Here is a 23196-nt window from a genome sequence, read left to right on the forward strand (position 1 = left end):
CTTCGGCGGGTTTGTCGCGCGGGCGGTCGTTCAGTTCGTCAGCGATAGCGTCGAGTTCGGCGTGGCGGGCAAAGAAATGAGCCATCATCCGACCTTCACCATGGCCACAGGAATGCCGGTAAATCTCTGCGATCCTCGCTCTCCCCGGCAGCGCGGAAGCATGAAAATACCAATGGCCTTCTTCGTCAGTACCTCCCCAAGGGAACCGACCTGTCGACCTTCGGTCAGGACGGCCTGGACAACATCGCGAACGAGTTGAACGGTCGACCGCGGCAGACACTCGGCTGGCACAATCCCCGAGAGGCCTTCACGGAAGTCTTGCCAGAATAGGGGTGATGCACTGACCGCCTGAATCCGCCAGGGATAAGGCGGAGGCTGCCGTGTGCGTGGCCACCGCGCCCGGCTGGACGACATCGTCATTCACCGCGCCGCGTGATCCGGCTTCAGTGGGGTGGTCACGGTTAGCCGGCTGATTGCGACCACCTCACCCTTTTCTTCAAACGTCCTACATCGTTCGATATAGCCTGAATATGCTATAGCACAGGTGTTCGATCCGGCGTAGCGTTGATCTTGTGTCCAGCGACGATGCCTCCCCGAAGACGCCCACCCAGTGGTGGCGCGTCGACACCGCGACGCTGCACGCCCGCAAACAAGAACTCGAAGTATTGAAGCGCCGGCTGGACGCGGAGCAGAACGCGATCCTCGCCGAAATCAACGCCCGCGGAGTGCGGGGCTGCAGCGGTCATTCGACGCTGGCGGGGTTGATTTACGAGGATTTCCTGGTGTCGGACAAGGAAGCCAGCGCCCGCGCCGACCGGGTCCTCGCCCTGCATCCCGGCCCGTCCCTGGGCGGCGACCCCGAACCACCCTTGGCGCCGTTGACCGCCGAAGCCGCCGCGGAGGGTGCGATCGGCGGTGGCCAGATCGACGCGATCATCAAGACCCTCGCCCGCATCCCGTCCACTGTGCCTGAGGAGGATGTGCGGGCCGGGGAGAAGATCCTGGTCGAGCTGGCCCGGCACGCGGGGCCACGGCAGATCGCCCGTGCCGGACGCCGCCTGCTCGACGAACTCGACCCTGATGGGAAGGAACCCCGCAACGAGGATCCGAAAGAGACCCGCCCGGAGTTGCGGTTCGTGAAGCACCGCGACGGCACCCTCGGCCTGAAAGCACGATTGGACCTGGAAACCTACGCCCGCCTCAAATCCGACCTCGACCCCCTCGCGAAGCCGCACAAAGCCATCGACGGGGTCCGGGACTCCCGCACCCAGGACGAACGCTACGGGGACGCCTTCACCGACTACGTCCGGTTGAAGACCACCAGCCGGAACCTGCCCGGCCAGGCGGGCGAGGCCACCCACATCCTCATCACCATGTCCTACGAGGACCTGATGAACGATCTCGGCGAAGCCCACCTCGACCTCGTCGGCCCGATCAGCGCCACCGACGCGAGGATCCTCGCCTGCGACGCCCGCGTCCGACCCGGCGTCCTCGGCACCGCGGGCGAACCGCTGGACATCGGCCGCTCCAAACGCACCGTCTCCCTCGCCCAGAAATACGCGCTCACCCTCCGCGACGGCGGCTGCGCCTTCCCCGGCTGCGACATGCCCGTACCCCGCTGCACCGCCCACCACATTGTTTTCTGGCGACACCACGGCGAAACCAAAATCGACAACCTCGTACTCCTCTGCACGAAGCACCACCGGTTGATCCACCGCAGCGAATGGACAGTCCACATCGCCCAAGACGGCCTGCCAGAATTCACTCCGCCCGCTTACCTCGACCCGACCGGGACACCGAGGCGCAACACCATGCACCTACGGACATAGGCCGACCCCGTCGCTCCACCGAAACCGAACTCGCGACCGGCCGCAAGAAAACTCCCGGCCGTGATCACCGGCGCCGCCGGACGGCGAGTCCGGATCGCCTAGCGAAACCCGCCGACCCCACCGGAGCTCCGAGGCCGCAAAAGTCACCGGCTCCGGATCTCGGCCCCGTGCTTCAGGTTCGTGACCAGCGCCGTCGACTTGCCCGTCACGGCGGCCGCGAGTGGTCGTTCGAGCCCCGGAAGCCGGGCCACGTGAAGGAACGCCCGGCGCGCCAGGAGCAGGAATCGGTTGGCGGGCAGGAACCATCGCGCGCCTCGACGGGCGACCTGCTGCTTTTCGGTCACCACCGGGCGGACCAGGCTCTCGTACTCCGCGAGCGCGGTCTCGATCGTGGATGCCCGGGTGATCTGCTCGGCCAGTACGAACGCGCCCGCGATACCCAGTGAAGCGCCCTGACCGGCGAGAAGGGAGACGGCATAACAAGAATCGCCGACGAGCACGACCCGCCCGCGGCTCCAGGAAGGCATCTCGATCTGCGCGACCTGGTCGTAGTACACCTCGCCGGGAGGCGGGCACAGTTCGAGCGCCTTCGGCACCGCCCAGCCGAGCGAACCGTAGGTCGCGCGCAGCGCCGCTCGCGCGTCGGCCGGCAGGGCCGGATCCGTCGTCCGGTGCACGGCGAACGCCGCGAGTTTGCCGCCGCGGAGACCGTAGAAACCCATCTGCATCCCGACGGTGTCGGTCAGGCAGAACCGCTCCCCCACCTGTGCCCGAATCCCCTCGTCCTCGAAAACGAAGGCCGCCGTATGGAAACCGAGATGACGCAAGAACCGGCTCTCTTCACCGAAGACCAGCCGCCGCACGGTCGAATGGATCCCGTCGGCCCCGACCAGAAGGTCGGCTTCGAGGGTCTCGCCGTCCGCCAGGGTGACCCGCACCCGGTCTCCGAGGTCCTCGACGCCGGTGACCCCGGCACCGAACCTGACGTCCACTGTGGACGGAAGCCCGGTACGCAGCACGCGTTCCAGATCCGGCCGCATGATGCTGCGGAGCCGTCCCCGCACCGACTTGGCGAACTGGACGTAGTCGATCGCGGCCCGGCGGCGGCCGTGTTCGTCCAGCAAGCTCGCCTCGTCCACCTGATACGCCGTTTCTTCGACCTGGGGCAGCAGCCCCATCTCCTCGACGGCGTCGAAGCCGGGGCCGAAGAAGTCGATCATGTAGCCCTGTTCCCTCGGTCCCGCGGCCCGTTCCAGCACCACGACCTCGACGTCCAGCGTCGCGAGCCGGTGCGCCAGTGCCAGACCGGTGATCCCGGCACCGCAGATCGCCACCTTCATGGGGTCCCTCCCTTTCGTTCAGCCGACCAGCCTGCGCAGGACGGCCGGGGAGACGATCCGGCCGGACTCCGGTCCGAGCGCCCGATGCAACAGAAGCCCGTCCACCACGGCGAAGAGCACCGCCGCCGTGTCCTCGGCGTCGGCCACGCCCCGCTGAGCCAGCCACCCGCCGAGCCTGGTGCGCAGGTCGGCGAGCAGCTCGCGGATGCCTTGGCGCAAGGTGTCGTCGCGGGTCGCGGCGAGGTAGGCCTCCGCGAACAGCAACGACATCGGGTCGGTGCCGGAGTATTCGCCGACCGACGCCAGCAACGCGTCCACCGCGTCCGCGGGCGTCTCGACGGCCTCCAGCGCCGGCTCGAAAGCGAGCGCGACTTCGCGCATCGCGCCGAGCACGGCCTCGGTCATCAAGGCCTGCAGCGACGGGAAGTGGTAGTGCACGACGCTCGGCGTGACACCGGCGCGCTCGGCCAGGATCCGGGTACTGACCGCGGACCACCCGAGTTCGGGCACGAGCGCGACAGCCGCTTCGAGCAACCGTTGCCGAACGAGCCTGCCGCGAGCCGCGGCCGGGGATCCTGCCACCGTCATCTCCTAGGGCGTTCGTCCTGTACGACTGCCCTGATCGTATGCCCGGATCCGGCCGCGACGCAAACTCACGCCGTTTTCAGCCGCGCCACCACGCGTTCCGCGGTCGCGACACTGGACTGCGGGTTCTGGCCGGTGATCAGGTTTCCGTCGGCAACGACCGCGCTCGACCAGGCGGCCGCCGGAGTGACGATCGCGCCCTGTTCCCGAAGCCGTGCCTCGACGAAGAAGGGAGTCTTCTCACCCAGTCCGCCCTGCCGCTCCTCCTCGTCACTGAACGACGTCATCGAGCGGCCGGCGAAGGTGAACGAGCCGTCCTCGCGGCGCGCGCTGAGCAAGGCGGCGAGTCCGTGGCAGAGCGCGGCGATGGTCTTGCCCTGCGCATCGGCGTCGTTCAGCAGGACGCCGAGGTCGGCGTCGTCCACCAGGTCGGTCATCGGGCCGTGTCCGCCGGGCAGGTAGAAGGCGTCGTAGGCGTCGGCCGAAACGTCGGAGAGCTTGAGCGGCGCCGAAAGTTCGAGTCCCTTGAGGTACTCGGCGAACTTCGCGCCCGCGGCCGGGTCGACGCCGCCGCGTTCGTCGAGGCTGATCGGGTCGACGGTCGGCCGGAGCCCGGACGGGGTCGCGATCTCCACCCGGTGGCCCGCCGCGGCGAGCACCCGGTGAGACTCGGCGACCTCTTCGGCCCAGAAGCCCGTCGGGTGGTCGGCGCCGTCCGTGAGCCGCACGTGGTCCGCGGCGGAGACGATCATGAGAATGCGCGCCATGGCTGTTCCTTTCGTTGTCCGGGAGCGTTGTGCCCCACTGCCCGCTTCAACCGGGTCGTTGCCGCGAGTACTCCGCGACGACGGCTACGATCCATAAGATTTCTTATGGAAGGCGGTTTGCATGCCCAACTTGGACCGGCTGGCGACCTTTCTGTCGATCTACCGCCTCGGTTCGCTCTCCGCGGCCGCCGCGGAGCTCGGCCTGACCCAGCCCGCCGTCACCGGGCAGCTGCTCAAGCTCGAGGAGGAACTCGGTGAGCAGCTCTTCGTCCGGTCGCGGCTCGGTGCGGCGCCGACCGCCCGCGCCGCCGAACTCGCCGCCAGGATCGGCACCCGGATCGACGAACTGCGAGGCGCTCTGACAGCGGGCGACGACGAGGTCCAGTACCGCGAGCAGGTGGCGCTGGGCGGCGCGAGCGACGGCATGGCGACGCGGTTCCTGCCCGCGCTCGCCCCGTTGACCGAACGCGGGCTGCGGCTCAACGTCACCCTCGGGCTCGCCGACGAGCTCCTGTCCGCCCTCGAAGCCGCGCGTCTCGACCTCGTCATCTCGTCGGTCCGGCCTCGGCAACGCGGCATCACCTCGATTCCGCTGATCGACGAGGAGTTCGTGCTCGTCGCCGCCCCCGCGCTCGCCCGGAGCGTCGATCCCGCGCTGCTCGCCGCCGATCCGGTACCGGCACTGGCCCATCTGCCGCTGATCGCCTACGCCGCCGATCTGCCGATCATCCGCCGCTACTGGCGCAGCGAATTCGGGCGGCGGCCGCCGAACCGTGTCGCGATGGTCGTGCCCGATCTTCGCGCGATCCTGGCCGTCGTCGTCGCGGGCGCCGGCGCGAGCGTGCTGCCGCGCTACATCGCCGCGGCCGCGCTCGAAGCGGGCTCGGTCTCGATCGTGCACACCCCGGAAGTGCCGCCGCTGAACACCATCCATCTCGCGCACCGGTCCGGCACGGTGCGGCCGGTCGTGACCGTCATCCGCGACAGGCTGCTGGAACGCGCCCGAGCCTGGGGCTCACTCTGAAAGCGCCGGATGCGGCAAAAATGACCTCTTTCCCCGCCGGAGCCTTCGCGAAGCTTGCTCTTCCGAACCCGTTTCCCGGAGGACACATGGTCTCGAAACCCCGCCTCGCCCTCGGAATGCTCGTCTTGGCCGCCTTGGCCGGCGGATTGCTCGCGTTGCTCATCGCGCTCGACGTCGGCGCGTTCTGGGCCAAGACGCTGCCGCTCGTCTTCCTGGCTGGCGGTGCGGCGTTCGCGCAGTCCCTCGGCCTGTTCAACAAGACGCCGAAGGACTAGGCGTGCGTCAAACGCGTTGCGGCGCGAAGGTGCGCCGGTAGTCCTGCGGGGAAACGCCGACGACCTTGTGGAAATGGTGACGCAGCAAGGCTCCTGAGCCGAAGCCACAGCGGCGCGCGACCTCGTCGATGCTCATCGTCGTCTCCTCGAGCAGGGACCTCGCGTGCAGAACCCGTTGTGTCGAAAGCCATCGGTGCGGTGTGGTGCCCGTCTCCGCGACGAACTTGCGGGCGAAGGTGCGCTCGGACATCCGGGCCCGGCGGGCCAGATCGGCGACGGCGTGTTCGTGGTCGATGGTGTCGAGCATCCAGGTGAGCACCGGCTGGAGACTGTCCCCGGTGCACTCCGGGATCGGCACCTCGACGAACTGGCGTTGCCCACCTTCCCGTTGCGGCGGCACCACCATGCGCCGGGCGATCACGGTGGCCGCGGCGGAGCCGAGCTCGCGCCGGACCAGATGCAGGCACGCGTCGATACCGGCGGCCGTTCCGGCGCTGGTGATGATGTCGCCGTCGTCGACGAAGAGGACGTCCGGATCCAGCCGCGCCTCGGGGAAACGCTTCCGGAACTTCGCGCTCTGCCGCCAATGGTTCGTGCACCGCCGCCCGTCGAGCAGACCCGCGGCGCCCAGCACGAACGCGCCGGTGCAGACCGAAAGGAGCGTGGCTCCCCGCGCCGAAACCGCACGGAGAGCTTCGAGCACCGCGGGCGGGTATTCGTCGCGCACGTCGCAGGCGGGGACGACGACGAGGTCCGCGTCCTCGGTCGCTTCGAGACCGTGTTCCGGGGTGATCTTGAGGCCGTGGCCGAGGCTGAGCGGCTCTCCGGCCCGCTCCCCGCACACGCGGAAGTCGAGCAGTGGCACTCCGTCATCGGTGCGGTCGCAGCCGAACACCTCGCAGACGACGCCGAACTCGAAGGCGGCGAAGTCGTCCAGCAGCACCACGGCGACGCTTTTCAGCATGCCCGGAGCATAGCTGGCAGGATTTTGCCGCACAACGACAGAACTGCCACTTCTGGCAGGATGTCGAGCGGCGCAAACTTACCGCCATGACCGCAATCATCGTCACCCTCGCCCTGATCGCCCTCGTCACCTACCTGCTGGAGCGCAATCACGCGCGGCAGGGCCGCCCGGACGCCGCCGGCGGCGATCCGCTCGGCCGGCCCTTCTGGCGAGGAGGCGCCGCGGTCTGAATCCCGCGCGAACTTCCCCCAAAGCCCGTCACCGCGCGTTCTTCACCGCTGGGTACCCGAGCCATGGCAGGCGGTGACGAGCGGCAAAACCGAGGAATGCGAGGAAATCTCGCCAAGAACCCCAGTTCAGCAGGGTTGTCCGCGAGAGAACCCGGTCAGATCTCGTGACCACCGGTGTCACGAGCGACACGTTCCTTGCCGAGAACGACGACGAAGATCGCATCCGCCGAGGTCAAGCCCACAATCAGCGGTTTAAACCTCTTCGCCCGCATTTTCTGCCGGTTACCAGTTTTCTGGTTAGGGTGCAGTGGTGCAAACGGGTTAACTCGGGCGGAAGGAGATCGCGCCGTAGTCGGCGCGTGTCTGAACATGAGTTCGCAGGACGGTAAACAAGCGGAAGAAGAGGTCGTCGCGGAGACCGCGTCGGACCTCGCCCACGCGCCGGACACGACAGGTCCGGGGCACCCGCCCGATGAGCACGTCCCGCTCGACCTCGCCGCCGAACGCCCCGCCGAGACCGACAAGACCGTTTTCGGTGTGGCGGCGGTGCTCGCGCTCGCGATCATCGTCTGGGGTGTCCTCTCCCCGGAGAGTCTCGCGAGTGTCGCGTCGACCCTTCTCAACGACGCCGTGATCCCTTACGGCGGCTGGGCGTTCGTGTTGACCGCGAGCGGTTTCGTGCTCTTCGCGGTCTGTCTGGCCATAAGCCGCTACGGCCGGATCCCGCTGGGCGGTGACAAGGAACTCCCCGAATTCCGGACGTCGTCGTGGATCGCGATGATGTTCAGCGCCGGTATGGGCATCGGCCTGATGTTCTTCGGTGTGTACGAACCGGTTTCCCACCTCGCGAGCCCGCCCCCGGGCACCGCGGCCCCGAACTCCGACGAAGCCGTCCACACCGCGATGGCGACGACGTTGTTCCACTGGACCGTGCACCCGTGGGCGATCTACGCCGTCGTCGGCCTCGCGATCGCCTACAGCACCTTCCGGAAGGGCCGCAGCCAGCTGATCAGTTCGGTGTTCGCGCCGCTGATCGGCAAGCGGCGCACCGAAGGCCCGCTGGGTAAGGCGATCGACATCATGGCGATCTTCGCGACCCTGTTCGGTTCGGCCGCTTCGCTCGGCCTCGGCGCGCTCCAGGTCGGTGGCGGGATGGGCGCCGTCGGCTGGATCGACGATCCCGGCAAGGGACTGCTGGTCGCGATCATCGCGATCCTCACCATCGCGTTCATCGCGTCGGCGGTGTCCGGGGTGGCAAAGGGAATCCAGTGGCTGTCCAACATCAACATGGTGCTCGCCGCGGTGCTCGCGGTGTTCGTGCTGGTGGTCGGGCCGACCGTGCTCATCCTCAACATCGTGCCCGGCGCGATCGGCGACTACTTCCGCGAGCTGGCGGAGATGTCCGGCCGCACCGGGATGACCGGTGGCGAAGAGATGCAGACATGGCTCGGCGGCTGGACGGTCTTCTACTGGGCGTGGTGGATCTCGTGGACGCCCTTCGTCGGCATGTTCATCGCGCGGATCTCGCGCGGCCGCACCATCCGGCAGTTCATCTTCGGTGTCATCGCGATCCCGAGCATCGTGAGCCTGATCTGGTTCGCGATCTTCGGCGGCGCGGCGATCAGCAGGCAGCGGGCCGGGACGGATATCGCGGGCGCGGGCAGTGCCCAGTCGGCGACGTTCGAACTGCTCGAGACCCTGCCGTGGTTCGTCCCGATCGCGATCCTGGTGATGATCCTGGTGTCCATCTTCTTCGTCTCCGGTGCGGACGCGGCGTCGGTGGTGATGGGCACCTTGTCCCAGCGCGGGAGCGTGCACCCGAAGAAGGGTGTCGTCATCTTCTGGGGCGTGCTGATGGGCGCCGTCGCGGCGGTGATGCTGCTCGTCGGCGGGGACAAGGCGCTGACCGGGTTGCAGAACCTCACCATCCTGATCGCGGTGCCGTTCGTGTTCGTGATGGTCGGGTTGTGCGTGTCGGTCTGGAAGGATCTGCGCAACGACCCGCTGATGAAGCAGGAAGACGCGATGATGTTGTCGCTGAAGGAACTGCACGAGGAACGCACCAACGGTGGCCACGGCCGCCGTCGCATCCTCGGCCGGTCGAAACAGCGCACCTGAGTCGATGAGTACGTGAAGGCCCCCTTCGAGTGAAGGGGGCCTTCACGTATTTCAGGCGCGTCCGATGGCGACGAAAGCGCACAACGCGAGGTACCCCAGGTCCAGCAACGCGATCAGGGGTTCGCGGCGGCGCAGCCGCACGACCAGCGCCCCCGCCATGACCAGCGCCAGTCCGAGGGCCGCCAGCGGCACCAGGGCCGGGGCGATGCCGAGCAGGGCGGGAACGACCAGGCCGACCGCGCCCAGGATCTCGACCACCCCGATGAACTTCACGGTGCCGGGGCCGAAATCCAGCACCCATCCCGCACCCGAAGCCACTCCGGCGATCGTCTCCCTGCGCAGGAACAGTTTCCCGACGCCGGACACGAGGTACATGACGGCGAGCAGACCGGCGACGATCCACAGCGCGGTCTCCATCAGTGCGCCGCGAACTGGCCGGGCGTGTAGTCACCGGCGGGCTGCCGGGTGATGACGTTCAGCCGGTTGAAGGCGTTGATGAGCGAGATCTGGGCCACCAGCGCGACGAGCTGATCCTCGTCGTAGTGCTTGGCGGCGGCTTGCCACGCCTCGTCGGTGACACCGCTGCCGTCGGCGAGACGGCAGCCCTGCTCGGTGAGTTCCAGCGCGGCGCGTTCGGCCTCGGTGAAGACCGTCGCCTCGCGCCAGCACGCGACCAGGTTCAGCCGGGTCGTGGTCTCCCCCGCGTGCGCCGCGTCCTTGGTGTGCATGTCGAGGCAGCCCGAGCAGCCGTTGATCTGGCTGGCCCGGATGTTCACCAGTTCCCTTGTCGCCAAAGGAAGTTCGCTGCTGTCGAGCACCTTCGCGGCCGAGACGAAGTGCTTCACCAGCTTCGGCGCGAGAGCGGTCTTGAGGAATTCGAGCCTTGCCTGCATGGGATTTCTCCTTCTCGTCGGTGTTCACTTACTTCGACGAGGAGGACTCCCTGGAGGTAACACCCATGGCCGCGAGGCGACGTGGGTCACTGACGGAGTCGATCGCGACGATGCGGCCGTCGACGACGGTGCAGCTCATCACGCCGCCAAGCCTGCCGCGCTTGTCCCAGGTCACGACGCCGGGCTTGCCGCCGATCAGCGCGGGACGCATGGTGCCCACGGCACGGGCGCCGCGCTGGACCCGGGTGGCGACCTCGGCCGCGCCCAGCCGCACGACCTCGCCGTGACGGGTCTGCGAGCGCCAGGTCACGTCGGGGTCGAGCATCTCCAGCAGCCCCTCGAAGTCCCCTTCGCGCGCGGCCGCGAGGAACGCGTCGACGACGGCGCGTTGCCGCGGCTCGTCGGCCGGACGCTGTCCCCGCACCTTCCGGCGGGCCCGGCTGGCGAGCATCTTGGCCGCGTCCGCGGACTTTCCGAGGATCTCGCCGATCTCGGCGAACGAGACCGCGAACAGGTCGTGCAGCACGAACGCCAGCCGCTCGGCCGGGCCGAGGGTGTCGAGCACCACGACCAGGGCCACCCCGACCGTTTCGGCGAGCAGCGCGTCTTCCTCCGGCGAGTCTTCGAGCATCAGCAGCTCGGGCGGCTCGTCGTAGGAATCCTCGGGGCGGGTCTTGCGGGAGCGCAGGACGTCGATGCAGACGCGGCCGACGACGGTGGTCAGCCAGCCGGACAGGTTGTCGATCGTGTCGGCGTCCTGGCGGGCGAGCCGCAGCCAAGCCTCCTGGACCGCGTCCTCGGCGTCCGTGCGGGAGCCGAGCATGCGCTGGGCCACGGCCACCAGACGGCCGCGCTGCTCCTCGAACGCGCTGGCCAGCGCCTCACCGGTCATGTCGTTGCCTTTCTCGCGCCGAACCCGTCATGGACATGACGAACGCGACGCGAGAAAGGTAACAAGAGCTCGTGAGTGGCAAGGACGGTTCTAACCGTCCTTGCCACTCACGAGGCCCTAGACGTCCCGGATGGGTGTCTTCACGGTCTTCTTCATGCCGGGGTTCTTCGTCTCCGGCTTCTTCTTTCCGGGTTCCGGCTCGGGCTCGGCGGTCGAGCCGCCGATACCGGAGTCGATCGCCGCCGTGACGATCAGTTCACGCTCGTAGGACGAGATGATCCCGCCGTCGAGGAGTTCCTGCGTCACGGCCCGCACGTAGGTCACGAACTGGTCGTTCGACGAGTAGTCCGACTCGTCGTCGATCACGTCGTTGATCGTGCAGCCGTCACCGGTGTCGCGGTTCTCGACCTGGCTGTCCGCCGTGCCGAGGATCACGGTGTCCCGGACGTCGGAGTCCGGGCAGGCGTCCGGGCCCGGCGGCGCGGCGACGATGGTGAACGCGCCGCCCTGTTCCGCCGAGACGTTGCCCGCCTTGTCCGACGCGCGGTAGACCAGTGTGTGCGTGCCGAGTTCGGTCACCTTCACCGGCGCGGTGTAGACCGTCCAGGCCCCACCGTCCAATTTGTACTCGATCTTGTCCACGCCGGACCCGGCGTCGGTGGCGGTCAGGTTGATGGTCGCGTCTTCGATGTACGACCAGTTCCCGTCCAGATCACCGCTCACCACCACCGAAACGGTCGGCGCGGTGCTGTCGTCGCCTTCGACGATGGTGAACGTCGCCGTGCCTTCGGCCGAGACGTTGCCCGCCTTGTCGGTGGCGCGGTACTTCACCGTGTGCGCGCCGACGACGGTCAGCGCGAGCGGCGCCGAGTACGTCAGCCACGGGCCACCGTTCAGGCTGTACTCGACCTTGCCGACACCGGAGCCTGCGTCGGTGGCCGTGAGGGTCACGGTCGCCTTGCCGACGTAGTTCCCGGCGGTGTCCTTGGTGCCGGTCACCTCGGACGTCACCGTCGGCGCGGTGGTGTCACCACTGACGATGGTGAAATGCGCCATGCCCTCCGGCGAAACGTTGCCCGCCTTGTCCGAAGCGCGGTACGAGACCATGTGCATCCCGGGCGCGGTGACCGCGACCGGAGCGGTGTACGCGGTCCACGCGCCTTCGTCCACTTTGTACTCGACCTTGTCGACGCCCGAATCCGCGTCGGTGGCGGTGAGCTTCACCGTCGCGGTGTCGAGATAGTTGCCCGCACCGTCCTTGGTTCCCGTCACCTCGGCGGTCACCGTCGGCGGTGTCGTGTCGCCGGGCTGGCCGGTGACGACGGTGAACGACGACATCCCTTCCGGCGAAACGTTGCCCGCCTTGTCCGATGCGCGGTAGTGGACCATGTGCGAACCGGCCGCGGAGACGACCACGGGTGCGGTGTACGCGGTCCACGCGCCGCCGTCGAGCTGATACTCGACCTTGTCCACCCCGGACTGACTGTCCGAAGCGGACAGGTTCACCGTCGCGGAACCGACGTAGTTCCCGGCGGTGTCCTTGGTGCCGGTCACGTTCGCGGTCACGGTCGGTGGGGTGGTGTCGGCGCCGCCGCCGTCGGTGACGACGAACTCGCCCATCATCTTGGTGTGGCCCTGGATCGTGCAGTAGTACCGGTACTTGCCAGGGGGCAGCGTCACCGTGGCCTGGTGCACGCCGCTCTTGTCGTCGTAGGGGTTGGCGAGGATGTTGAGGTTGACGTCGTGGTTGTAGCCCGGGGTCGAGGTGTCGAACGTCAGCGTGTGCGACATCGTCGAGCCGAGCTCTTCGGTGTTCTTGAAGACGATCGTGGTCTCACCGGCCACCGCGGTGGACGGCGCGCTGAGGTAGTGGTCGGTGCTGTCACCCGCGGTCCATTCCAGGGTCTGGACCGGTGCGGCGGAGGCGGGAGCGGACGAGCCGGGTAACACCAGGCCCGCCAGTGCGAGTGTCGCGGCCACCAGTGCCACGACGAGGGTTCTTGGGGACATCGCAGGGAAACCTTCCGTACAAGGGAGCCCGGCCGGGCACGCGAAACCCGCGCGCCCGGCCGGTTTTCGCGCTACAGCTGCCGCACCCGGATGTTGCGGAACTCCATCAGGTCGTTGTCACCGTGGTTCTGCAGACCGATGAACCCGCTGACGAACTGCCGGAAGTCGGTGGACGGATCGCCCGCCCGCGACGACTGGATACCCGGCGCGTTCTCGAACTCGTTGATCACCACACCGTTGCGGATGATCGTGTACTTCTGCCCGACGACCTTGATCTCGTACTCGTTCCAGGTCCCCTTCGGCTTCACACCGGCCTGGTCCAGCGGCCGCGGGTCGAAGTTGTAGATCGACCCGGTCTTCTGCGGCTCACCGGTGGCCCCGTCGTACAACTGCACCTCGTGGCCGCAGAAGATCGCGACCCAGGCCTGCGACGTCCTCGCCGAACCGACCGTGCCGCAGCTGCCCGGCGGACGCTGCTCCAGCGGAGTGCGCGGATCCGGGAACCGGACGAACACACCGCTGTTGGCGCTGCCGTTCGGCGCGATGTCCTTGAACTGCAGCTTCACCGAGAAGTTGCCGAACTGCCGTGCCGAGTACCACAGCATGCCGAGCCCGCCCGACGGCCGGAGTGACCCGTCCGGCTGGATGGCGAACTGCCCGGACGGCGCCTGCGACCAGTTGCGGAACGATTCGGCCGTGCCGTCGTAGATCGCGTCGTAGCCGGTGACGCCCTTGTTGCCGATGGGCGACGCGGCGGCCGCGGCGTTGATCTTGTCCGCCTCGGCCGCGTTCAGCACACCGAGGTCACCGAGCCGGTCCACGGCCTGCGTGACGTGGTTGACGAAACCGGCGTGGGAGGTCCACGTGCTCTCGTCGTCGATCATGTCGTCGACCGTGCAGCCGCCACCGGCGTTCCGGTTGGTCACCCCGGTGTCGGTGTCGCCGATGGTCACCGTGGCGCTGGGATCCGCCACGAGACAGCCGACGTTCACCGAGTTCCGCGTGGTCACCGTCTCGCCGTTCGCGTAGGTCACGGTCAGCTTGGCGGTGTAGAACCCGGTGCGCGGGTAGGTGTGCCGCGGGTCGGGCTGGGTCGAGATCGTGCCGTCGCCGAACTCCCACTTGTAGGAGACGCCGCCGGACTTCGAACCGGTGAAGGCCGCGGTGAGCGGCTTGTTCTGCACCATGGTCGACGACGCCGCCGCGGACGGCGTGGCTTCGCCGCCGATGTAGCTGATCTTCAGCAGCTTCTGGTTGTTGGTCAAGGTGAAGAAGCCGCCGCCGTAGTCGAGCACGTACAGCGCGCCGTCCGGCCCGAACTTGGCGTCCATCCACTGGTTCAGCTTCGTGTCGCCACCACCGGTCGGGATGATCTGCCGCACCGTCTCGGCGAACACCGGCGGATCCTGCTTCGCGACACCGTTCGGGTCGAGGGTGACCGCGATCCGGTTCTGCCCGTTGCTCTGGTCACCGATGAACCACTTGTCGTTCCAGTAGGCGGGCCACGCGACACCGCTGTTGGTGTTGACCAGTTCGCGGTGGTACGTCGGCCCGGTCATGACCGCCTGGCCGCCGCCCTTGAGGTAGGGCTGCGTGTAGGTGGCCTCGGCCGCGTTGTACGTCGGGACGGAGCTGTTGGGACGGTTGGGGAACACCGGCCCGCCGCCGTCGGGCGAGTACCAGATCATGTTCTTCTTGATCGGCGGCAGGTTCACCAGGCCGGTGTTGCGCGGCGAGGTGTTGACCGGGTTGTCGCAGTCGTACCAGCCGGTGAGCACCGCGGCGTCGGTGCTGCTGCGGTCGCGGTACGGCTGCTTGTTGCCCATGCAGTACGGCCAGCCGTGGTTGCCGGCCTCGGTGATGACCGTGGCGGTCTCGTATTTGGCCGGGCCGAGTTCCGGGCTCGGCGAGGACGCGTCCGGGCCGACCCACGCGGCGGTCAGCCAGTTGGTCTTCTTGTCGACTTGCAGACGCGAGATGTTCCGCACGCCCATCACGTAGATCTCGGGCCTGGTCTTGTTCCCGGGGTCGTTCGCCTCGGGGAACAGGTTGCCCGCCGGGTTGGTGTAGGTACCGTCCGGCTCCGGGTGGATCCGCAGGATCTTGCCGTTGAGGTCGTTGGTGTTACCGGCGGTGCGGCGCGCGTCCTGGAACGAGACGCCCTTGTAGTCCTGGGTCCAGTTGTTGCCGGAGTACCCGTTGGAGCCCTGCGACGAGTTGCTGTCACCGGAACCGATGTAGAGGTTCCCGTCCTTGTCGAAGTCCATCCCGCCGCCGGCGTGGCAGCAGCTGTGGACCTGGACGTCCCACGACAGCAGGTCCTTGCGGGTCGCCTGGTCCAGCGTCTGGTTCTTCAGGTCGTAGGTGAACCGCGAGACCGTGCGCTTGCCGATCCGCTTGTCGATGTCGACCGACGAGTGCGGCATCCAGTAGGCGTACATCCAGCCGTTCTCGCTGAACTTCGGGTCCAGCACGAGACCGAGGAGGCCTTCCTCGTTCTTGACCAGCTCGTCGCCACTGCCGCGGTTGCCCATCACCTTCAGCGTGGTGAGCAGCTTCGGCTTCTTGGTGACCGGGTCCCACTGGTGGATCGTGCCGCAGCCGGCGCCGATCTCGGGGTTGGTCCAGTCGTTCGGCGCGGGCACGACGTTGCCGGCGCAGGCGGCGCGGCCGATGTAGAAGACCCGGCCGTTCGGCGCGATGGTGAGCCCGTGCGGCTCGCCGATCTGGTCCATCTGGCCGGGCTGGTTGATCCCGGTCAGGCGTTCGACCTTGTAGTTGGCCGCGATCCCCGCCTTGCAGTCACCGCGCACCATGCCGGTGGTCCACTTCAGCGCGCCGAGGATGTGGCTGCGGAACTGGGCTTCGCCGTAGCTCGCCTCGGTCCGGCCCATACCGGTGTAGAAGGAGCGGCCGCCGTCGTAGTCACGGCACCACGAGATCGGATGGAAGGCGCCGTTCGCGCCGACACCCGGCTTGTAGGTCGATTCCTCGACCTGCGCGACCGTGTGCACGGTGCCGACCGGGTTGACCTCCCAGTTGAGCCACCGGTCGGTGCGCACCCATTTCTGCGGCAGGCCCGCGGTGGCCGGGTTCGCCTTGTCGAGGACGTCGACCGTGGCCTGGGCCGGGTCGGGCTCCGGCGGCGGCGGGGTGGTCGAGTTGTCCTTGTACAGCTTGAAATCGGCCAGCTGGATGAGCGGTTCGCCGCCGTTGGCGGTGATGTTCAGCCGGTAGTTCGCATACGCCGTGGTGTTGGTGAAGGTGAACTTGCGGCTCACGAACCGGTCGGGGAACGTCTCGTTCGTGCGGGTGTCGAGATCGGTCCACGTGGTCCCGTCGTTGGAGCCCTGCAGGGTCCAGTTCTTGGGGTCACGTCCGGCGTAGTCGTTCGCCGAAACGAGGTCGTAGCTGCTCACCGCGACCGGGGCGGCCATCTTGTAGGCGACCCAGCCGGTCGGCTGGAAGGCCAGCCATTTGGTGTTCTCGTTGTTGTCGGCGAGCTTTTCCTTGGTCTCGTTGGGCGGGTTCTCCGCGCTCGCGGTGATCGAGGCGACCGCTTCGGGCGTGGGACGCGCGCCGACCGGACGGGCGCCGATCAGCCCGGAGAACCACTGCGAACCGTCCTGGGCCCGCGCGGCGTCGGACAGGCCGAGGAAGCCGCCGCCCGCCTTCATGTAGTTCTGCAGCGAGGTTTCCTGGTCACGGTTGAGCGTGATGCCCTGCGCGGAAAGGAAGACGACGCCGCGGTACTTCGCGAGGTTCGCCTGCGTGAACACCGCGGGGTCCGAAGAGGACGAAACGGAGATGCCGTTCGCCTGGCCGAGGCTCGCGATCGCGTCCGTGGCGCGCAGGACGGGGTCCTTCTGGTCCGCGGCCGCGCCGTGGAAGACCAGGACGTTCACCGGGACGTTCGTCGCGGCTTCGGCGGTCACCGGTGCGATGGCCAGCGGAAGCCCGGAGGTGACGACGGCGCCGACCGCCAAAGCGGCCAATGACCGTCTGCGGAGCCGACGTTGCGAAAATACTCGTCTCAAGTTCTCGCTCCTTTCAAGACTAGTGGTGGTGGACCGAGGCGCCGGTGGCGTTCGGCGTGGACGTGGTGGTGTGCTGATGTCCCCGGAAGCGGTCGATCGCCTCCTGGGCGCCCGCGGGCATCCCGCCGTCGGCGTTGCGGACCAGGAACACCCCGGACATGCCGTCGTCCGAGTGCTGCTGGACGTGGCAGTGGTACATCCACGCGCCCGGCCCGACGCCGTCACCGGCGATCACCTGGAACCCGAAGGAGTTGCCGGGGTCCAGGGTCTTGTTGTCGAGGATCGGGGCGTTGTCGGTCGCGCTGGTGAGCATGCCGGTGCGGGTGTCCGCCCAGCGGTGCGCGTGCAGATGGAAGGTGTGCATCAGGTTGCCGTGCCCGATGCAGATGAACTCGACGCGTTCACCGAGGTTCGCCTCGAAGATCGGCGTGTTCGGGGCGACCTGGTGGTTGATCCACATTTCGGTGAACACCACGGTGAACTGCTTGCTGGGCAGCAGATCCCCGCGCCTGCGCACGATCAGGCCGCCGTAGAGCCCCTTCATCAGGCCCGCGGTGCCGTGGTCGCCGCCGAACGCGTGGTCGTGGTAGTGCCAGTACCCCGCGCTGCCGGGCATCCAGAAACCGTTGGCCGCCTGGTAGGCCGTCCGGGTCTTCCAGGTGTAGGTCTTGGTCTCGTAGGGCTTGTTGAAGGAATCGTTGAACGGCGAGCCGTCGGATTTGGTGTCGTAGTTGACGCCGTGCGGATGGATCGAGAGCCGCTGGTCGGTGTTGTTGACCAGCTCGATCACCAGCGTGTCACCCTCGTAGCACTCCAGGAGCGGCCCGGGGATCGTCGGTTTGCCGGGCTCCAGCCCGTAACCGACCCGGGTCGAGCCGGGAACGTAGTCGGCGTAGATGGTGATGTTGCGGGTCATCCCCGCCGCGGCGGCCGGCGCGGAGCCGGCGCTCGCCGACACCACGACCGGGGCGATCACCCCGGCCGCGGTGCCCGCGAGCATCGATCTGCGGGACAGCCCGCGTTTCTTGTTGTCCATTGTGGATTCCCCAGCTAGAAGCGGACGTTACGGAGATAGGTGAATCCGGTCTGGGCGGTGCTCAGGGGATCCGTGGGGTTGTCGTGCTCGACGATGTATTCGGCGAGGTGGGGACGGGTGTGGCGGAAGATGCGGGGGAAATCGATGACGCCCTTGCCGGGGTCGACCATCTCGCCGGCCGCGGTCCGGTCCTTGACGTGGTACTGCACCACGCGCGGACAGTGTTGCCGGTACAGCGAAACCGGGTCCATCCCGCCTTCCACCGCCCAGAACAGGTCGATCTCCAGGTGCACGTAACGCGGGTTCGTGTTCCTGGTGAGCACGTCGTACGGGCGCACGCCGTCGATGGGCGCGAACTCGTGCGCGTGGTTGTGGTAGCCGAGCGGGATACCGGCCTGGCGGAACTTCCGTGCCGCCGCGTCCATCCGCCCGGCGAACTGCTTCCAGCCGTCGATGGTGTCGAAGTTCGCCCACGGCACGTTGGCGCGGGTGTTCCCGAGGACCTTCGCGTCCGCGATGGTCTTGTCGAGGTCGCCGTCGATGCCGACGTGGGTGGACGTCGCCTTGATGTGGTTCTTGTCCAGCAGACCGCGGAACTCCTCGGCCGTACGGCCGTAGGTGCCCGCCAGTTCGACCTTCCGGTAGCCGATGTCCGCCAGCGCGGACAGGGTTCCCGGCAGATCGGCCTGCAGCGCGGTGCGCAGGGAGTAGAGCTGGATGCTGATCTTCTCCACCGGGACCCGGCCTCGACCGTGGTGGCCGGCTCCCGCTGTAGGCGCAGTGGCGGCACTTGCCACGCTCGGCAGGGCTACCGCCGCGCCGACCGCGACCGCCGCCGTCGCCGCGCCACGCAGGAGCGTCCGTCGCGAGTGGAACCGCTCAGCTTCTTCACCGCACATGAAACCGCCCTCACTTCTGGTTGCTGAAAGCCGCGTCGAAGGCCGCCGACGGCTTGTCGAACAGGAGCCCCCGCAGAAAGGTCACGGCCTCCGCCGCGCCCCGGAGCCGGTCCATGCCGGCGTCCTCCCACTCCACCGAGATCGGACCGGCGTAGCCGATCGAATTCAGTGCGCGGAAACAGTCCTCCCAGGGCACGTCGCCGTGCCCGGTCGAAACGAAGTCCCAGCCGCGTCGGGGATCTCCCCAGGGGAGATGCGAGCCGAGCCGTCCGTTCCGTCCGTCGAACCGCTTCCTGGTGTCCTTGCAGTCCACGTGGTAGATCCGGTCGGCGAAGTCGAGGATGAAGCCGACCGGGTCGAGGTCCTGCCAGATGAAATGCGAAGGATCCCAATTCAGCCCGAATGCCGGACGGTCGCCGACAGCTTCGAGCGCACGTTTCGTGGTCCAGTAGTCGTAAGCGATCTCCGACGGGTGGACCTCGTGGGCGAACCGCACGCCCACCTCGTCGAAGACGTCGAGGATCGGGTTCCACCGGTCGGCGAAGTCGGAGTAGCCGTCGTCGATGACCGCCTGAGAGACCGGCGGGAACATCGCGACGTACTTCCAGGTCTTCGAGCCGGTGAAGCCGATCACCGTGTCCACGCCGAGTTTCGCCGCCGCGCGGGCGGTGTCGGCCATCTCCTTCGCCGCCCGCTGCCGCACGCCTTCGGGCTCGCCGTCGCCCCATACCCGCGAGGGGATGATGGCCTGGTGGCGCTCGTCGATCGGGTCGTCACAGACGGCCTGCCCGACGAGATGGTTGGAGATCGCCCACACCTTGAGGCCGTGCTCGGCGAGCAGCTTCAGGCGGCCGGGCACGTAGTCCTCTTCGGACAGTGCGCGGTCGACCTCGAAGTGGTCGCCGGAACACGCGATTTCGAGGCCGTCGTAGCCCCATTCGCTGGCCAGCCTGCACACCTCGGTGAACGGGAGATCCGCCCACTGGCCGGTGAACAGGGTGATCGGACGGCTCATCAGTTCTCCTCGAAGGTGATCGCGTCTACGTCGAACAAGCCGCCGGAACCGCCCTTGAACACGAGGAACAACGGGCCGGTGCCGCCGGGGTCGGTGATGGCGGAGGCCGGGATGTCGGCATAGGTGTCCCAGCCGCCGGTGTTGGCGACGGTGACCGTCTGGACCAGCGGTCCGTCCACCGCGCCCGAGCGGACCTCGATCGTGCCGCCCGCGCCGCCGGAGGAGACCCGGTAGCCGATGCCGCTGACACCCACGAGGTTCACCGGGTCGAATTTGAGCCAGTCACCGGATTCGATGTGGCCGACGCGTTTACCGCCGCTGGCACCGGCGTGCGCGACGACCTCGATCCCACTGGACTGCGTGTAGAACTCGGCCTGCTTCAGCTTCGGCTGCAGGATGGACTCGGCCTCACCGGTGAGCGCGGGCACGCCGTTGCCGCCGTTGTCGGTGTAGCTGGCGTTGATGACGCCGAAGACGTTGGCGTCCGCGCCGTGTCCTTCGTCGGCGGGCGTGGCGATGGTGCCCTCACAGCCGGTCGCCCGGCTCAGCGGATGCCCGTGGCCCTCGTGGCCGAGGATGTATTCGACGGTCACCTTCGAGCAGTCGATCGGGTTGTCCTCGGCGTCGGTCACCTCGACCTTGAACGGGACCATGTCGCCGAAGCTGAACACGCTGCCGTTGACCGGGGTCTTCAGCGTGACCACCGGCGCGGTGTTGCCGACGGTGACCACCACGCTCGCCGAGCCGGTGAGCCCGGTGGAGTCGGTGACCGAGAGCTTCGCCGTGTACTGGCCGTTCGCGGCGTAGGTGTGGGAGACCGGGGCGGCCTCGGTGGAATCGGTCGTGCCGTCGCCGTCGAAGTCCCAGGCGTAGGTGAGCGCGCCGCCGTCGGGATCGTTCGTCCCGGCCGGGTCGAACTTCACGGTCAGCGGTGCTTGCCCGGACGTCTTGTCCCCGGCCACCTTGGCGATCGGCGTCCGGCGTCCCTTGGTGTAGTCGATGCGGTAGACGGCGGATTCCTTGGAGCCGCCGAAGTAGCCGGTGCCGTAGTCGAGGACGTAGAGCGCGCCGTCCGGGCCGAACTCGAGGTTCATCGGGCGGACGAGGTCCATCGAGTCGAAGAACGGCTTGATGGCGCCGCGTTCCCCGTTCGGGCCGACGGTGATCTCCTTGATCCAGCCGCGTTCCCATTCGTAGGCGAAGGTCTTGCCGTTGAAGTACTCCGGGAACTTCGTCTGCGACGGGTTCTTCGCGTCGAACTGGTACACCGGGCCGCCCATCGGCGACTCGGGGCCGGTGCCGAACTCGGGCAGCGAACCGCCGTCGTAAGGGATCCACGCCTTCTCCACCGGCGGCAGATCGGTCAGGCCGGTGTTGCGCGGGCTGGTGTTCTTCGGCTTGGCGCAGTCGAAGGCGGCGCCGGACTCCTTGGTGGCGAAGTCGTAGTCGATGAACGGGAGGTTGTCCCCGACGCAGTACGGCCAGCCGAAGTTGCCGGGCTTCTTGATCAGGTTGAACTCGACCGTGCCGCCGGGCCCACGTTTCGGGTCGGCCGCACCGGCGTCGGGACCGTAGTCGGCCAGGTGGATCCAGCCGGTCTTGCGGTCGACGGCGAAGCGGAACGGGTTACGGAAGCCCATCGCGTAGATCTCGGGCTTGGTCTTGGCCGTGCCCTTGGGGAACAGGTTGCCCTTGGGGATCGTGTACTTGCCGCCCGCGCCGACCTTGATCCGCAGCACCTTGCCGCGCAGGTCGTTGGTGTTGGCCGAAGTGCGCTGCGCGTCGTACACCGGGTTGCGGTCGGCGCGCTCGTCGATCGGGGTGAAACCGTCGGAGGCGAACGGGTTGGAATCGTCCCCTGTGGACAGATAGAGATTGCCCTTGGCGTCGAAGTCGATCTCGCCGCCGGCGTGGCAGCAGATACCGCGTTCGGCCGGGACCTGAAGGATCTTCTGCTCGCTCGCGAGGTCGAGCTTGTTGTCGGTGCCCAGCTTGAACCGCGAGAGCTGGTTGTAACCCTTGAACGGCTCGAAGTCGGCGGGGGTGCCGTTCTCCGGCGCGTCACCGGCCGGGGTGTTCAGCTTGGGCGCGTAGTACAGGTAGACCCAGCGGTTCTTGGCGAAGTCCGGGTCGATGGCGACACCCTGGAGGCCGTCCTCGTCGTGGTTGTAGACGGGGATCTGCCCGGCCAGCGACGTCGTCGCCGACGAGCTGGTGTACCAGACGCGGCCGTCGCGCGAGGTGTGCAGGACGTCGCGGTTGGGCAGCACGGACAGCGCGATCGGCTCGCCGGTCTTCTCCTCGCCCTTGGCCAAGGTGATCTGGTCGAAGTCCGCGTCGACCGGGTCTTCCTGGGTCTTGGCGCAGCCCGCCTCGCTCAGCTTGGTGGCGTACTTGATGCCGCCCGCCAGATGCTTGAGGAAGGCCGGTTCGGCGTAGGAGGCCTTGGTGTGCCCGCCGCCGGTGTACCAGGAGCGGCCGCCGGAATTCTCGTGGCACCAGGCGATCGGGTGATCGCCCATCGCGCCGTCGCCGGGCTGGTAGCTCTTCTCGTCGAGGCTCGCGAGCACGTGGACGTTGCTGCGCGGGTTCTCGCGGTAGTTGTACCACTCGTCGGTGCGCGGCCAGGTCTCCGGAAGGTCCACAGTGGACACGTGCTCGTGGTCTTCGACCTTGACGTTCGCCTGCTGGATCTGCGGGTGCGACTTGAAGTACGCCCCGACCAGCTCGCCGTACCAGGGCCAGTCGTATTCGGTGTCGGAGGCGGCGTGCACGCCGACGTACCCGCCGCCTCCCTTCACGTACCGCTCGAACGCGGCCTGCTGGTCCGCGTTCAGCACGTCACCGGTGGTGGAAAGCCAGACCACCGCGTTGAACCGCTTGAGGTTCGCGTCGGTGAAGGCCGCCGCGTCCTCGGTGGCCTCCACCGCGAAATGGTTCTGCGCCCCCAAATCCTTGATCGCCTTGATGCCGTCGGGGATCGAATCGTGCCGGAAGCCCGCGGTCTTGGAGAACACGAGCACCGTGGCCGCTTCGTGCGCCGATGCGGTCTGCACCGGTAGCGCGACGCCTGTCAGAGCCGTGACCATGGATGTGACGAGCACACCCAATCGTCGTTTCAAAGACATAGCAGTAGCGATCCTTTCGATGAGCGGCGGCGATCAAGGAAGGACTTGCGTTGGTCGTGAGTGGTAAGTGTCGTTAGAACGTCCCTTAACACTCACGACCCCCAGGTGCGAGGGAGACCTCTAAGTAAGCCCCTGAAGGGCCAAAAACACAGGC

Annotated in this window: 18 protein-coding genes and 1 pseudogene; 6 read left to right on the plus strand and 13 right to left on the minus strand. The window is 67.6% G+C overall.

Features of this window, described 5'->3' with window-relative positions:
• Positions 1-67 precede the first annotated feature (67 nt).
• Positions 68-330 (plus strand): annotated as a pseudogene (locus ACFWIW_RS15285) (IS30 family transposase); the annotation flags it as partial.
• Positions 331-572: 242 nt separating this feature from the next.
• Entirely contained in the window at positions 573-1829 is a 1257-nt protein-coding gene (locus ACFWIW_RS15290; RefSeq protein WP_378369011.1) for a DUF222 domain-containing protein, read from the plus strand.
• A gap of 143 nt (positions 1830-1972) precedes the next feature.
• Here ACFWIW_RS15290 and ACFWIW_RS15295 read toward each other — a convergent pair whose 3' ends face one another.
• The 3 genes from ACFWIW_RS15295 to ACFWIW_RS15305 form a co-directional block, all read right to left on the minus strand.
• Entirely contained in the window at positions 1973-3169 is a 1197-nt protein-coding gene (locus ACFWIW_RS15295) for an FAD-dependent monooxygenase (protein WP_378369012.1), read from the minus strand.
• 18 nt (positions 3170-3187) lie between these two features.
• Positions 3188-3757 (minus strand): TetR/AcrR family transcriptional regulator, encoded by a 570-nt coding sequence (locus ACFWIW_RS15300; RefSeq protein WP_378369013.1) that lies wholly within the window; start codon positions 3755-3757, stop codon positions 3188-3190.
• A gap of 65 nt (positions 3758-3822) precedes the next feature.
• Entirely contained in the window at positions 3823-4521 is a 699-nt protein-coding gene (locus tag ACFWIW_RS15305) for a type 1 glutamine amidotransferase domain-containing protein (protein WP_378369014.1), read from the minus strand.
• A gap of 121 nt (positions 4522-4642) precedes the next feature.
• Between ACFWIW_RS15305 and ACFWIW_RS15310 the strand changes: the two genes are divergently transcribed.
• Together ACFWIW_RS15310 and ACFWIW_RS15315 are read left to right on the plus strand one after the other, a co-directional pair.
• Complete coding sequence (locus tag ACFWIW_RS15310) at positions 4643-5545, plus strand: LysR family transcriptional regulator (protein WP_378369015.1); 903 nt, start codon at positions 4643-4645, stop codon at positions 5543-5545.
• An 86-nt stretch (positions 5546-5631) separates the two neighbouring features.
• On the plus strand, positions 5632-5820 hold the full coding sequence (locus ACFWIW_RS15315) for a hypothetical protein (RefSeq protein WP_378369016.1): 189 nt from the start codon (positions 5632-5634) through the stop codon (positions 5818-5820).
• A gap of 7 nt (positions 5821-5827) precedes the next feature.
• On the opposite strand, the gene ACFWIW_RS15320 is transcribed toward ACFWIW_RS15315, so the two are convergent.
• Positions 5828-6784 (minus strand): GlxA family transcriptional regulator, encoded by a 957-nt coding sequence (locus tag ACFWIW_RS15320; protein WP_378369017.1) that lies wholly within the window; start codon positions 6782-6784, stop codon positions 5828-5830.
• An 86-nt stretch (positions 6785-6870) separates the two neighbouring features.
• On the opposite strand from ACFWIW_RS15320, the gene ACFWIW_RS15325 reads away from it, so the two are divergent.
• Positions 6871-7014 (plus strand): hypothetical protein, encoded by a 144-nt coding sequence (locus ACFWIW_RS15325; protein ID WP_378369018.1) that lies wholly within the window; start codon positions 6871-6873, stop codon positions 7012-7014.
• Positions 7015-7383: 369 nt separating this feature from the next.
• Positions 7384-9132 carry a BCCT family transporter gene (locus tag ACFWIW_RS15330; protein ID WP_378369019.1) on the plus strand — a complete coding sequence of 583 codons (1749 nt, stop codon included), beginning with the start codon at positions 7384-7386 and terminating at the stop codon, positions 9130-9132.
• 51 nt (positions 9133-9183) lie between these two features.
• Here ACFWIW_RS15330 and ACFWIW_RS15335 read toward each other — a convergent pair whose 3' ends face one another.
• The 9 genes from ACFWIW_RS15335 to ACFWIW_RS15375 all read right to left on the minus strand — a co-directional run bounded on the left by ACFWIW_RS15335 (position 9184) and on the right by ACFWIW_RS15375 (position 23003).
• On the minus strand, positions 9184-9549 hold the full coding sequence (locus tag ACFWIW_RS15335; protein WP_378369020.1) for a DoxX family protein: 366 nt from the start codon (positions 9547-9549) through the stop codon (positions 9184-9186).
• Complete coding sequence (locus tag ACFWIW_RS15340) at positions 9549-10025, minus strand: carboxymuconolactone decarboxylase family protein (RefSeq protein ID WP_378369021.1); 477 nt, start codon at positions 10023-10025, stop codon at positions 9549-9551. The genes ACFWIW_RS15335 and ACFWIW_RS15340 overlap by 1 nt, the downstream gene beginning before the upstream one ends.
• 28 nt (positions 10026-10053) lie before the next feature.
• Positions 10054-10917 (minus strand): sigma-70 family RNA polymerase sigma factor, encoded by an 864-nt coding sequence (locus ACFWIW_RS15345; RefSeq protein ID WP_378369022.1) that lies wholly within the window; start codon positions 10915-10917, stop codon positions 10054-10056.
• A gap of 117 nt (positions 10918-11034) precedes the next feature.
• Positions 11035-12927, minus strand: coding sequence for an OmpL47-type beta-barrel domain-containing protein (locus ACFWIW_RS15350; protein WP_378369023.1), 1893 nt, complete (start codon positions 12925-12927; stop codon positions 11035-11037).
• Between the two features lie 71 nt (positions 12928-12998).
• Entirely contained in the window at positions 12999-16964 is a 3966-nt protein-coding gene (locus tag ACFWIW_RS15355; protein WP_378369024.1) for a ThuA domain-containing protein, read from the minus strand.
• A 19-nt stretch (positions 16965-16983) separates the two neighbouring features.
• Positions 16984-18000: a multicopper oxidase domain-containing protein gene (locus ACFWIW_RS15360; RefSeq protein WP_378369025.1), complete on the minus strand. Its 1017-nt coding sequence runs from the start codon at positions 17998-18000 to the stop codon at positions 16984-16986.
• 14 nt (positions 18001-18014) lie between these two features.
• The gene (locus ACFWIW_RS15365; protein ID WP_378369026.1) at positions 18015-18899 is read right to left on the minus strand and encodes a sugar phosphate isomerase/epimerase family protein; all 885 of its coding nucleotides are present in this window, start codon (positions 18897-18899) and stop codon (positions 18015-18017) included.
• A 10-nt stretch (positions 18900-18909) separates the two neighbouring features.
• On the minus strand, positions 18910-19914 hold the full coding sequence (locus tag ACFWIW_RS15370) for a sugar phosphate isomerase/epimerase (RefSeq protein ID WP_126733941.1): 1005 nt from the start codon (positions 19912-19914) through the stop codon (positions 18910-18912).
• Positions 19914-23003 (minus strand): ThuA domain-containing protein, encoded by a 3090-nt coding sequence (locus tag ACFWIW_RS15375; RefSeq protein ID WP_378369027.1) that lies wholly within the window; start codon positions 23001-23003, stop codon positions 19914-19916. The genes ACFWIW_RS15370 and ACFWIW_RS15375 overlap by 1 nt, the downstream gene beginning before the upstream one ends.
• Between the last annotated feature and the right edge of the window lie 193 nt (positions 23004-23196).

The sequence above is a fragment of the Amycolatopsis sp. NPDC058340 genome, assembly GCF_042723975.1.
In the GTDB taxonomy this organism is placed as follows: Bacteria; Actinomycetota; Actinomycetes; order Mycobacteriales; family Pseudonocardiaceae; genus Amycolatopsis.